Annotated in this window: 9 protein-coding genes; 5 read left to right on the forward strand and 4 right to left on the reverse strand. The window is 71.8% G+C overall.

Going from position 1 to position 12,879, the window contains the following annotated elements; all coding sequences use genetic code 11:
- The first annotated feature begins 10 nt into the window (after positions 1 to 10).
- Positions 11 to 1,636, forward strand: a complete 1,626-nt coding sequence (locus tag I3V78_RS36005; RefSeq protein ID WP_204495074.1) for a sensor histidine kinase — start codon at positions 11 to 13, stop codon at positions 1,634 to 1,636.
- A complete protein-coding gene (locus I3V78_RS36010; protein ID WP_204495077.1) occupies positions 1,633 to 3,003 on the forward strand; it encodes a sigma-54-dependent transcriptional regulator in 1,371 nt (456 codons plus the stop codon). The genes I3V78_RS36005 and I3V78_RS36010 overlap by 4 nt, the downstream gene beginning before the upstream one ends.
- Before the next feature lie 4 nt (positions 3,004 to 3,007).
- Here the strand turns inward: I3V78_RS36010 and I3V78_RS36015 are convergent, their stop codons facing one another.
- A complete protein-coding gene (locus I3V78_RS36015) occupies positions 3,008 to 3,631 on the reverse strand; it encodes a hypothetical protein (RefSeq protein ID WP_204495080.1) in 624 nt (207 codons plus the stop codon).
- 71 nt (positions 3,632 to 3,702) lie between these two features.
- Positions 3,703 to 3,912, reverse strand: a complete 210-nt coding sequence (locus tag I3V78_RS36020) for a hypothetical protein (RefSeq protein WP_204495082.1) — start codon at positions 3,910 to 3,912, stop codon at positions 3,703 to 3,705.
- Positions 3,913 to 4,087: 175 nt separating this feature from the next.
- Between I3V78_RS36020 and I3V78_RS36025 the strand changes: the two genes are divergently transcribed.
- Genes I3V78_RS36025 through I3V78_RS36035 form a run of 3 tightly spaced genes read left to right on the forward strand, consistent with a single transcriptional unit; the run spans position 4,088 to position 9,842 of the window.
- Positions 4,088 to 5,437 (forward strand): TolC family protein, encoded by a 1,350-nt coding sequence (locus I3V78_RS36025; protein WP_204495084.1) that lies wholly within the window; start codon positions 4,088 to 4,090, stop codon positions 5,435 to 5,437.
- Between the two features lie 37 nt (positions 5,438 to 5,474).
- Positions 5,475 to 6,635: an efflux RND transporter periplasmic adaptor subunit gene (locus I3V78_RS36030; RefSeq protein WP_204495086.1), complete on the forward strand. Its 1,161-nt coding sequence runs from the start codon at positions 5,475 to 5,477 to the stop codon at positions 6,633 to 6,635.
- 45 nt (positions 6,636 to 6,680) lie between these two features.
- Positions 6,681 to 9,842 (forward strand): efflux RND transporter permease subunit, encoded by a 3,162-nt coding sequence (locus I3V78_RS36035; RefSeq protein ID WP_204495088.1) that lies wholly within the window; start codon positions 6,681 to 6,683, stop codon positions 9,840 to 9,842.
- Positions 9,843 to 9,909: 67 nt separating this feature from the next.
- Here the strand turns inward: I3V78_RS36035 and I3V78_RS36040 are convergent, their stop codons facing one another.
- Both I3V78_RS36040 and I3V78_RS36045 read right to left on the reverse strand, forming a co-directional pair.
- A complete protein-coding gene (locus I3V78_RS36040) occupies positions 9,910 to 10,284 on the reverse strand; it encodes a hypothetical protein (RefSeq protein ID WP_204495090.1) in 375 nt (124 codons plus the stop codon).
- A 75-nt stretch (positions 10,285 to 10,359) separates the two neighbouring features.
- Positions 10,360 to 12,870 (reverse strand): ATP-binding protein, encoded by a 2,511-nt coding sequence (locus I3V78_RS36045; protein WP_204495093.1) that lies wholly within the window; start codon positions 12,868 to 12,870, stop codon positions 10,360 to 10,362.
- Positions 12,871 to 12,879 lie beyond the last annotated feature (9 nt).

Raw genomic sequence — 12,879 nt, forward strand, 5'->3', positions numbered from 1 at the left:
GCGCCCCGAGATGACGAGCCCCCCGCACTCCGGACTGCACGCGGCCGAGCGGCGCTTCACCCGCTCGGTGCTCCTGGGCCTGTTCCTCATGGGCCTCGTCGCCCTGGGCGGGCCGCTCGTGTCCTACCGGAGTGACGTCGACGAGATGCGCCACCAGTTCCGCTCCCGCGTGGCGCGCGAGGGCCGGGTGTACGCCCAGTCCCTGGGCCTGCACCTGCAACTGCTCAAGTCGGAGCTGACGCGCGTGGCGCTGGGCGTGGGCCCGGAGCTGCGGCGCGAGCACTCGCTCGAGGACGTGCAGGATCTCACCGGCCCCAACACCGGCCTGTTCCGCCAGGGCATCGTGCTGATGGACGCCACGGGCAAGGCGCGCTGGAGTGAGCCCCCGGATCTGCTCACACAAGGCAGCCAGCTCAACCGCGCCTGGTTCCAACACCTGCTCGTCAAGCAGTCGCCCACCGTCGACGCCATCAGCCCTGGCGCCTCCACCTTCGTCGTCGCCGTGCCCATCGTGCGCGAGCGCCAGACGCTGGGCGTGCTGGCCGGACTGCTCGACGCCAGCGCGGACCTGCCCGGCGCCCGGCCCACGCGCGAGCACCTGACGCTGCTGGTGCTCAACCGCGCGGGCGACCTCTTCGTCCCCAACTCGCCTCCGGACTGGGCGCTGACCAAGGGCTTCGCCGCCAAGGTGGAGACGCTCCTGTCCGAGCGGGGCCAGGAGATGGAGACGGGCCGGGGCGAGGTGTTCGCCTGGGCCACGCCCGTGCCCGGCACCGAGCTGCGCCTGGTGCTCGCCGCGGACGAGACGGCCAGCATGGAGAGCATCCGGGACCGGCTGCTCACCCAACTGCTGGTGATCGTCATCCTGCAGGTGGGCACGCTGTTGCTCGTCGGCCTGTACGGGCGGCGCGTCTACCGGCTCTTCCTGGAGGTGGAGCGGCGCGCGGCGGAGAAGGAGACCCTGGCGGCGCTCGGCTCGGCCGCGAGCCTCATCGCCCACGAGGTGAAGAACTCCCTCAACGGGCTCAAGGTGGCCACCGGCATGCTCTCGCCCCTCGAGGAGCAGGCGCTCGCGGTGCGCACCCTGCGCGGGCAGATCGACCGGCTCGCGCACCTGGCCACGTCGCTCCTGCACTTCGGCAAGCCGCCGCGCGTGCAGCGCATCCCCATGGACCTGCCCGCGCTCGTGCGCGAGGTGATCGAGGGCCTGAGCGTGCTGCCCGAGGCCGAGGAGGTCCAGCTCGACGCGCGGCTGCCCGAGGCGCTGTCGCTCGATGGGGACCCCCTGCTGCTGGCCACGGCGCTGGACAACCTGGTGCGCAACGCCATGGAGGCCGCCGTGGCCGCCAAGGACCTGGGCCAGGTGCAGAACCCCGAGGTGCGCGTGAGCGTGCGGCGGGAAGACGCCCATGCCGTGGTGGACGTGGAGGACAACGCCGGGGGCCCCCCGGCGGGCTTCGAGCAGCGGCTCTTCGAGCCCTTCGTCACCACCAAGCCCAAGGGCGTGGGCCTGGGCCTGTCCATGACCCGCCGCGCGGTGGAGCAGCAGCACGGCCAGCTCACCTTCACCCGCATCCCCGGGGGCAGCCGCTTCAGCGTGCGCCTGCCCCTGGACGTCCCGGAGACCTCCGCATGAGCCCGCCCCTCTTGTTCGTGGACGATGACCGGGCGTTCTCGTCCTTGGCGGCGGCGGCCCTGCAGCGCGAGGGCTACGCCGTCACCCTGGCGCGCTCGCTGCACGAGGCCCGCGCGGCGCTCGCGCGGCTGACCCCCGCCCTGGTGGTGCTGGATCGGCGGCTGCCGGACGGAGACGGGCTCACCTTCCTGCCCGAGCTCAAGGCGCAGGCGCCCGGCGCGGCGGTGGTGATGGTGACGGCGTACGGCGACATCGCGAGCGCCGTGGACGCGGTGCGCGCGGGCGCCGCGGACTACGTGGCCAAGCCGGTGGAGCTCGCCGACCTGGTGCTGCGCGTGCGCCGCGCCCTGGACACGGGCCGCCTCAAGGAGCGACTGGCCGCGGCCGAGGCCGAGCTGTCCGGCAAGCGCCGCCTCATTCCGCCCGCGTCGGCGGCCATGCAGCGGGTGCTCGCGGCGCTCGAGCGCATCGCCGCCTCGCCGCGCAGCGCGGTGCTGCTCTTGGGTGAGACGGGCGCGGGCAAGGAGATGCTCGCGCGCCACCTGCACGCCCTGTCCTTTCCCACCGAGGGCGCGCCCTTCGTGCACGTCAACTGCGCGGCCCTGCCGGACCAGACGGTGGAGAGCGAGCTGTTCGGCCACGAGAAGGGCGCCTTCACCGACGCGCGCACCACGCGCCGGGGCCTGGTGGAGGTAGCGCACGGGGGCACGCTCTTCCTCGACGAGGTGGGCGAGCTGCCCCTGGGCCTGCAGGCCAAACTGCTCACCTTCCTCGACTCGGGACGCTTCCGGCGGCTGGGCGGCACGCAGGAGCACTCCAGCGGCGCGCGCATCGTGGCGGCCACCAACCGCGACCTGCCCGCCCTCATGGCGCGCGGCGAGTTCCGCGAGGACCTGTGGTTCCGCCTGAGCGTCTTCCGCATCGACATCCCGCCCCTGCGCGAGCGGCACGAGGACATCCTCCCGCTGGCCGAGGGCATGCTCATGGACCTGCGTCGGGAGCTGGGCCGCAAGGAAGCGACGCTCGGACCGCGCGCCCGCGCCCGGCTCGCCGCGTATGCCTTCCCGGGCAACGTGCGCGAGCTGCACAACATCATCGAGCGGGCGCTGGTGATGGAGGCGGGCCCCGAGCTGGAGCTGGAGCTGCTGCACAGTGGCGGCGCGGCCTCCGCCGTGTCCGCTCCGGCCCAGGCCCCCGCGGATCCCGACGCCTTCCTGCTGTCGGGTCCGCCGCGCGCGCTCGAGGACGTGGAGCGGCTCTACACCCGCTGGGCGCTGGAGCGGCTGGGCGGCCGGCGCATGGAGGCGGCCAAGGTGCTCGGGCTGTCCTACCCCACCTTCCTCAAGCGCCTGGGCGAGGGCGGCTGACGCCTCAGGCGCGGATGAAGTCGAAGCGCGCGATGTGCGCGCGGAGGTCCTCCTCGGTGGACTCGTCCGCCTTCGCGACGAGCGGGGCGAACATCGTCAGCGCGGCGGTCTCCGGAGGCTGCTGGTTGATCACGCTCACCGTGACGTTCCCCGAACGGCCCGGCCAGGGAACACGGAGCAACTCCGGCGCCCGGCGGGCGACATCCACCACGGTGAAGTGCGGCCAGCCAGGAAGGCGCAGGGTGTCCGGATCGCAGCCCATGAAGCGGCAGTCGTCCAGACGCGCCTCGGTGAAGTCACAGTCCTCGATGGCGCCGTGCTCGTAGCCCTTCGCATAGCCGGGCCAGTGTCCGAAGGAATTCCCACACAAACGGCCCTTGAAGCGGCACCCCTTGAGGGAGGCCCCGATCCACTCCTGGAAGTTCTTCAGCTCCTGCTTCACCTCGAAGGTGCAGTCGATGAATCGAACCGCATCGATGAAGAGGTTTCGAGCGGGCACTTTCAAGATGAGCGTGCAGTTGATCAACGTCAGGTTGGCGCCAAGGAAGTAGAGCGCGCCTTTGTCGGTCAGCTCCAACCGCTCATTCTCGATGGTCTTGTCTTCGTAGAAGACCTTGGTGAAGAGCATCCCCGCCCTCAAAAGGTGAGCATCCGGAAGAACTCGCCCGCCATGCGCCTGCCATGCCGCGCCAGATTCGACTACCGAACCACCCGCCGCACGGCTCGCTGGAACTCGGAGCCCCCCACGACGCCTGGCCCCTCGCCCCCCTCCAGGACCTCCAGGTCGTACGCCACCGCGGGCACGGCCTCCGGTCGAGGCCTCGCCCGCGTGTGGGGCACGCCCGTGGCACACGCCGCGTGCAGCACCAGCACCAGCAACGCCCACGCACCTACACGGTGGTTGCTCAAACCCACATCTCCTCCCGAGGGAACTTCAAGATTCTTGAATGAAAGGATCTTGAAGTCCGACGCGCCGCTTCAAGTTCCTTGAAGTGGGGTGGACGCCAACCCCCCGGAATCTCTTGGAGCGCGCCGGGCATGGATGTTGCCATGGCAGGACACAACCCCACCGGGAGCCTTGTCCTTGCGCCGCGTTCCAACCCTCATCCTTTCCTGCCTGCTCCTCGGGACCCCCGCCGCCTCGGCCGCATCGAAGGGCGAGGCCGCGCCGTCCACCGCTCCCGCCCGCGACTCCGTCACCCTGGACTCCCTGCCCGACGAGGACGGGGTCGCCGCGCTGCTCTGGGAGCGCTCGACCCAGTTCACCCAGGCGCGCATCCGCGTGGACGAGGCGCAGGCGGAGCTCACGCGCACCCAGCTGCTGCCCAACCCCGAGCTGGATCTGTCGTGGAACACGCTGCCGCTCGGCCCCACCAACCCGCCCGGACTCGACCGGCTGCGCGACGTGCCCAACTACCAGGCCGGCGTGTCGCAGCTCGTGGAGCTGGGCAAGCGCGGCCCCCGTCAGCGCTCGGCCCGCGCCGCGCTGTCCGCCACCGCGCTCGACGTGCAGGCGGAGCTGCGCGAGCTCACGTACGACTTCCTGCAACGCGTGGCGGCCGTGGCCACCGCGCAGGTGCGCCTGGCCGAGCTGGAGGGCCTGGCCGCCGACGCCGCCCGGCTCACCGAGCTGGAGCGCATCCGCCAGCAGCGCGGCGACACGGCGGGGCTGGACGTGGACCGGGCGGTGCTCGAGGAGGCGCAGTTGCAGGGCCAGCTTGCCGAGGAGCATTCCAACCTGTCCGAGGCCCTGCTGGAGTGCTCGCGCGCCGCGGGCCTCGCGTGCGTGCCCTTCTCCGCGCGCGAGCTGGCGGCCTCCTTCCTCGAGCGGCGCCTGTCGCGCACGCAGGCGCCGAACACCGAGGACCTCCCGCAGCGGCCCGACCTGCGCGCGCTCCAGGCCCAGCGCCAGAGCTCCCAGGAGAGCCTCACGCTGGCGCGGCGGGGCTGGGTGCCGGACCCCACCTTCCGCGTGGGCTACGTGCATGACCGCTTCGTCGAGTCGGGCAACCAGCTCAACTCGGTCTTCGTGGGCATGTCCTTCCCGCTGCCCGTGTTCGACCACGGCCAGGCGTCCGCGCGGCTCGCGAGCGCCCAGGCCGAGGCGGCCGAGCGCACGCGCCAGCAGCTCACCTCCCAGGCGCGGCGGGACGTCACGGCGCTGATCGCCCAGCGCGACGCGCTCGAGGCCCGGCGCGCGCAAGTGCGCCAGAAGAACCTGCCCCTGGCGTCCTCGCTCGTCGGGCGCCTGGAGGCCGCGGTGAAGGCGGGCGGCGCCTCGCTGCAGGACCTCATCTTCGCGCGCCGCACCTACGGCCAGCTGTTGCTGGACGCCGCGCAGCTCGACCTCAACGCCTACCACCTCTCGGTGGAGCTCGAGCGCGCGAGCGCCGCCGGGCCCCGGGCCCCCGGCGAGCTGGGCAGCCACTTCTAGAACCCCTTTTCCTCTTTCCCTCTCAGGAATCCCTCCCATGACCGCTCCCGCCTCCCGTCTCGTCCGTGGCCTCACCTCCGCCAGCCTGCTCCTGGGCGCCGCCGTCACCCTGGGCTCGATGCTGGGCTGCTCCACGGCCGCCGTGGCCGAGTCGCCCTCGTCCATCGCGCCCATCGTGAAGGGCGAGAGCGTGCAGCTGTCTCCGGACGGGCCGCAGTGGCAGTACATCGACCTGGCGGTGGCGGCCGTGGCTCCGGCGCTCGTGCCGCTGCCGGCGCCGGGCCGCGTGGACCTGGACCTGCGCCGCACGGCGAGCGTGGGCACGCCGCTCACCGGCCGCGTGGACGAGCTGCGCGTGCGCATCGGGGATCGCGTGAAGGCCGGCGACAAGCTCTTCTCCGTGCGCTCGGCGGCGTTCGCGGACCTGGACCGCGAGCTCAAGAGCGCCGAGACCGAGGTGATGGACAAGCAGCGCGTGGCCGAGCGCGTGCGCTCGCTCGTGCAGTTGCAGGCGGCGCCGGAGAAGGATCTCCAGTCGGCCGAGGCCGAGCTGCGCCAGGCCCGGCTCTCGCTGCAGGCGGCCCAGGCCAAGCGCTCGAGCCTGTCGGTGGCGGCGCAGGGGGACAACCTCTTCTGGGTGAAGGCGCCGCGCGCGGGCACGGTGGTGGACCTGGACGTGGTGGACAGCCAGGAGGTGACGCCCGAGCGCGATCGGCCGCTCGTGCGCATCTCCGACCTGGACGAGGTGCTGGTGGTGGCGGACGTGCAGGAGGCGGACGCCCCGGCGCTGCGCGAGGGCCAGGAGGTGAGCATCACCACCCAGGGCGGCTCGGTGGTGCGCAAGGGGACGGTGGAGCGGGTGTCGGAGGTGGTGGATCCGCAGCGCCGCACGGTGTCGGTGCGCGCGCGGGTGCTCAACGCGGACCGGGCGCTGCGGCCCAACGCCTTCGTGGAGATGGCGGCCGTGACGAGCAGTGACGCCACGCGGGTGCGGGTGCCGGCCAGCGCGGTGGTGACCAACGGCGAGCGCGCGGTGGTGTTCGTGGCCCGGGAGGCGGGCCACCTCGAGCGCGTGCCGGTGACGGTGGGTCGGCGTCGCGGCGCCGAGGTGGACCTCATCGCCGGGCTGGAGGCCGGCAGCCGCTACGTCTCGCGGGGCGCCTTGCTCCTCGAGAACACCATCGAACTGGCCGACTAGCCGCCGTCCCCTCCCCCCTTCGCGCCCTCCCCCGGAGACACACGCATGTTCGACAAGTTGGTGGATTTCTCCCTGAAGAACCGGGCCGCGGTCCTGTTCTTCACGGTGCTGGTGGCCATCTGGGGCTGGGTGAGCTTCAAGGGGCTCACCATCGAGGCCTTCCCGGACCCCACGGACACCCAGGTGCAGGTCATCACCCTGTTTCCGGGCCAGCCCGCCGAGGAGGTGGAGCGGCAGATCGGCCTGCCCCTGGAGCGCGCGCTCAACGGCACGCCGGGGATGAACCGGCTGCGCAACCTGTCGCTCTTCGGCCTGTCCTTCGTGACGCTCACCTTCAATGACGGGGTGGACGGGCTCGCGGCGCGCGCCCAGGTGCTCGAGCGGCTGCGCGACGCGGAACTGCCCGAGGGCATCAACCCGGAGCTGGGCCCGTATGCCACGCCCATCGGCGAGGTGTACCGCTACACGCTCACCGGGGCCAAGGGCGACCCGATGAAGCTGCGCACGCTGCAGGAGTGGGTGGTGCGCCCGCAGATGCTGCGCGTCAACGGGATCGCGGACGTGGTGTCCATCGGTGGCCTCTTGCGCGAGGTGCACGTGCAGCCGGACCCGGCGCGCCTGGCGGCCTTCGACCTGCAGCTCGAGGACCTGGAGCGGGCGCTGCGCGACGGTAGCCGCAACGCCTCGGGCGGCATCCTCGAGCGCGGCTCGGAGCAGCTCGTCATCCGCAGCAAGGGCCTGTTCACCACCCTGGACGACATCCGCCTGGTGCGCGTGGCCACGCACGAGGGCACGCCCGTGTTCGTCAAGGACGTGGCCGAGGTGACGGACGGCTGGGCACCGCGCCAGGGCGTGGTGAGCCGGGGCGACGACTACGACACGGTGGAGGGCATCGTGCTGATGCGCCGGGGCGAGAACCCCTCCGAGGTGCTCCACCGGCTGCGCGACGCGGTGGGGGAGATCAACCACCGGCTCGCGCCCGAGGGCGCCAAGGTCACCCCCTTCTATGACCGCACGGACCTGGTGAACACCACGCTCAAGACGGTGGGCCACAACCTGCTGGAAGGCGGCATCGTGGTGACGCTGGTGCTCTTCATCTTCCTGTTGGACCTGCGCGCGGCGCTGGTGGTGGGCACGCTCATCCCCCTGTCGCTGCTCACGTCCTTCATCTACCTGAAGATGCGCGGCATGTCGGCCAACCTCCTGTCCCTGGGAGCGGTGGACTTCGGCATCATCGTGGACGGCGGCGTGGTCATCATCGAAAGCATCCTGCTCAAGCTGGCGATGGACCACGGGCATGGCGCGGCGAACAAACCCGGCCAGGAAGAGGTCTCGGTGGACGCGCGCATCCGCCAGGCGACGAGCCAGGTGGTGCGGCCCACGGTCTTCGCCATGCTCATCATCATCGCGGCCTACCTGCCCATCTTCATGCTGGAGCGGGTGGAGGGGCGCATGTTCAGCCCCATGGCCAACACGGTGGTGGCGGCGCTCGTGGGCGCGCTCATCTTCTCGGTGACGCTGGTGCCGGTGCTCGCCTCGTTCGCCTACCGCAAGGGCGTCAAGCACCGCGAGAGCCCCGTGCTCAAGCTGGCCGAGCGCGCCTATGCCCCGGTGCTCAAGTTCTCCCTCAAGCGGCCCGCGGTGGTGCTGGCGCTGGCGACCGTGGGCCTCGTGGCCGCGGGCATCACCCTGCCCCGGCTGGGCAGCGAGTTCCTGCCCGCGCTCAACGAGGGCAGCATCTACATGACGTTCAGCCTGCCCTCGAACATCTCCCTCAACGAGGGGCGCAAGCTCGTGCCGCGCATCACGAAGATCCTCGAGGAGGCGCCCCAGGTGGAGCAGGTGCTCTCGGCGCTCGGCCGGCCCGAGGACGGCACGGACGCCAAGCTCACCAACAACCTGGAGTTCTTCGTCAAGCTGCGCCCGCCCCACGAGTGGCCCAAGGACACGCCCACGCTGGATGACGTGATGGACCGGCTCAAGCGGCCCATCGACGGCATCCCCGGCCTGGAGGTGAACTTCAGCCAGCCCATCGGCGACAACGTCAACGAGAGCATCTCCGGCCAGCAGGGGCAGATCGCCGTGAAGCTCTTCGGCGACGACCTGGCGGCGCTGCAGACGCTGGCGGAGAAGGTGAAGGGCACCATCTCGCGCGTGGAGGGCGTGGCGGACCTGGGCCTGGTCAAGAGCGCGCCGGTGATGCAGGTGCAGGTGTCGCCGGACCGCATGGCGCTCGCGCGCCACGGCCTGGACATGGAGGACTTCCAGCACGTGCTCCAGACAGCGCTCGGCGGCCAGCCGGTGAGCGAGTTCTGGGAGGGCGAGCGCAAGTTCGACGTGGTCATCCGCCTGCCTTCCTCCAGCCGGGACGACGTGGAGAAGATCCGCAAGCTGCGCGTGCCGGTGGACGGCGGCGTGATGGTGCCCCTGGAGGCGCTGGCCCAGGTGGGCAGTGGCGAGGGCCGGGCGTCCATCAACCGCGAGAATGGCCGGCGCTACATCGGCATCCGCATGAACGTGCGCGGCCGGGACATGGGCTCGTTCGTGGAGGAGGCCCGGGCCAAGGTGGCCAGCGAGGTGCCGCTGCCGCAGGGCGTGGGCATCGAGTGGGGCGGCGAGTTCGAGAGCAAGGAGCGCGCGATGAACCGGCTGCTCACGGTGGTGCCGGTGGCGCTCGTCATCACCCTGCTGCTGCTCTTCAAGGCCTTCGACTCGTTCAGCCGCGCCGTCATCACCCTGCTCAACGTGCCCTTCGCGCTCATGGGCGGCGTGTTCGGCCTGGCCCTGGCGGGCATGCCGCTGTCGGTGGCGGCCGCGGTGGGCTTCATCGCCCTCATCGGCCAGGCGTCGCTCAACGGGGTGCTCGTGATGAGCGCCATCGCCGAGCGGCGCGCGGCGGGCGAGGCCATGGACTCGGCCATCCTCCACGGCGCGCTGGAGCGGCTGCGGCCGGTGCTCATGACCGCGTCGCTCGCGGCCCTGGGCCTGGTGCCCGCGTGCATGAGCCGGGGCATCGGCTCGGAGACGCAGAAGCCCCTGGCCGTGGTCATCGTGGCGGGAACCCTCTCCGCCTGTGTGCTCACCCTGGTGTTGCTGCCCGTGATGTACCAGCTCTTCACCCGCTACACGGATTCGTTGCGCGGCAAGCTCCCCCCTCGCCTGCTGCGCCCGACGCCCACGGATGAGGAGCTGCGCCGGGCGAGCTGAAGCGGGCTCGCCAGGCGGTGAGGGGTTGCGGGGGGCGCCCCTCCTCCCGGAGCCCCTTCACGTCTTCTCAGTCGGGGCTCGCCGGCTCCACCCGGAAGCCGATGGGGCGCGAGGGGGCGTCGTCCTCCCGCGCCTCGTCCTCGTCCACGACGGTGCCCATGCGGGCCGCGGACAGGGCCGCGGGCGAGGGCGTGAGCCGCCCGGTCACCTCGAGCACGTCGCCCAGGTGGGCATGGGACAGTTGCGCGCGGTCGAGCCTCAGGTAGATGTGCTCCCGGTCGATGGTCTCCACGGCCCGGAACGGCACCCGGTAGTCGTGGGCGAAGAACACGCCCCGCTCCACCACGAAGGCATCGTCCGCCAGTCCGATGACCTTGCCCAGAGCGCGCCCATCCCGGCTCTTCACGTCCATTCCGATCAGGATGTCCAATCGCTGTCCCATGAGTCCTCCTCTCCGCAAGAGAAAGGTGGAGCCGCATGTGACGCGTGTGCAGGAGGCGGTCGGCGCCCCGGAGGCTCAGCCGCCAGGCCGACGGGGAAGCTCCACGGTGAAGGTGGAGCCCTGACCCGGCGTGCTGTCCACGCGCACGCGGCCCCCGTGGGACTCCACGATCTCCCGGCTGATGTAGAGCCCCAGGCCCAGGCCGCCGTAGTGGCGCACGCTCACGGCGCGCTCGAAGCGGTCGAAGATGCGGGGCAGGTCCTCGGCGGCGATGCCGATGCCCTCGTCACGCACGACGAGGCGGGCGGTGTCCGGGCCGTCGCGCACGGAGACGGTGACGGGCCGGCCCTGGCCGTACTTGGCCGCGTTGGACAAGAGGTTGACGATGACCTGCTCGAGCCGCAGCGCGTCCCACTGGCCCCGCACCGGCGCGGGGGCGTCCAGCGTCACCTCGCTCCCGGACTGGGCGAACATGTCACGCAGGCGCTCCAGGGCCTCGCGCACCAGGCGCACCAGGTCCACCTCCGAGCGCTCCAGGGACACCCGGCCGGTGACGATGCGGCCCACGTCGAGCAGGAGGGTGATGAGCTGCGAGAGGCGCCGGGCCTGACGGTGGGCCATGTCCAGCTTGCCCCCGAGGCACGCGCGGGCCCCCTCGGGCATGTGCCGCTCGAGGAACGACAGCTGGAGCCGCAGCGAGGTGAGGGGCGTCTTGAGCTCGTGGCTGGCGATGGACAGGAACTCGTCGCGCAGCCGGATGGCCTCCTGGGCCTCGCGGTAGAGCCGGGCGTTGTCCACGCTGAACGCCGCCCGGCGCGCCAGGTCCTCCGCCAGGCGCAGGTCCTCCCGCGAGAAGTGCCGGCCGCTGTCGTCGTGGACCAGCAGCAAGGCCCCCAGCACCCGTCCACGGGCCAGCAGTGGCACGCACAGCGAGGAGGACATGTGCAGGGAGGCCAACATCCGAGCGGCCTCCGGGGAGTGGGCCAGACTCCGGATCTGTTCGGGAGAGCAGGTTTCGATGAGCTCCGTCTCCCCCGTGCGCAGCACCCGGCCGAGCCCGGACGCGTCCGACAGGTGCACCGGCTGCAGGCGCAGCACCTCGTCCACCACCGCCGCGTGCGTCTCGTCCCGGTGCAACCGGGTGAGCAGCTCCACCTCGCCGTTGTCGGCGAGCATGTGCACCGAGCACCAGTCGGCGAGCCGGGGCACCATCAGCCGCGCGAGCCGCTCCAGGGAGAGGGAGTAGTCGAGCGAGTCGCCCAGGAGCGTGCTGGCCTCGGACAGCAGCCGTTGCCGCTCGACCGCCAGCTCCAGGTCGCGCCGCGCGCGCACCTGATCCGTCACGTCGAAGCCGAAGAAGGCCACGCCGTCCACCCGTCCCGAGGCATCCCTCAGGGGCTGGTAGCGCACGTGGTGGAAGTGCTCCTCCGCCAGGGCCCCGGTCGTCAGATCCATGCGCACGGACATCTCGCGCGCCAGGAAGGGCTCGCCGTAGGCATAGGCCCGATCGAGCTCCTCCAGCAGGCCCAGGGAGGCCAGACCGGGCAGGGCCTCGTGGGCGGGTTGCCCCACCACGTCCCGACCGCCGAGCAGCGCGCGGTGGGGCGGATTGTCCAGCTCGATGACATGCGAGGGGCCCCGCATGACACTCACCGCCATGGGGGCCTGCATCACCAGCGCGTGCAACCGGGCGCGCTGGCGCTCGGCGTCGGCGCACGCCTCCTGCTCCTTGTCGTAGAGCCGGGCCCGCTCCAGCGCGAGTCCGGCCTGGTGGGCGAGCGACAGCAGGAAGGAGCGGTCCGCGTCGTCGAAGGTGCGCGGGGGCGTGAACGCGATGCACATCACCGCGAGCGAGCGGCCCTTGGTGCGGATGGGCAGGGCGGCCACCGAGCCCTGCCACTCGGGCACGTCCGAGCGGAAGACCCGGGTGAGGGCCACGTCGGACTCCAGCCGCACGCGCTCCAGCCGGTAGCCCGGACCGCCGGCCAGGTGGTCCCGGTGCAGCACGCGCAACGTGCGCCGGTCCGACTCGGGCAGGCCAATGGACAGGCTCCGGGCCTCCAGGGCGGCCAGGGCGTTGCGCGCGAGCACGTCCACGACGTCCGCCGCGGAGGCCGCCGCGCACAGCTTCACCGTCACCTCCTGCAAGAGCGCGAGCCGGCTGGCGCTGCGCTCCCGGGCGAGCTCCGCCAGGTGCCGCGCCGTCACGTCCCGGAAGAGCACCACCAGCCCCCGGCCCCAGGGCACCGCGCGCGCCTCGTACCAACTGGCGTTGTGGGAGGTGAGGCTCTCCACCGTGAGGGGCAGGCCCTCGCTGCGCGCGCGCAGGTACGCCGTGCCGAACGGGGTGTCCAAGAGCAGCGGGAACTCCGTCCACAGCATCCGGCCCAACAGCGCCTCGCGCGGGCGCCCGAACAGCCGCTCGGCCACGCTGTTCACGAAGGTGATGCGCCAGTCCGCGTCCACGGCGAACAGCCCATCGGGCAACAAATCCAGCAGGATGTCGGACGGGTCCTCGGCCTCCAGGCTCAAGCGATGACCCAGGAGCCCGGAGCCCTCGTCGCACGAGGATGGCACTTCACTCATGCGAGAAGT

The sequence above is a fragment of the Archangium primigenium genome, assembly GCF_016904885.1.
GTDB lineage: Bacteria > Myxococcota > Myxococcia > Myxococcales > Myxococcaceae > Cystobacter > Cystobacter primigenius.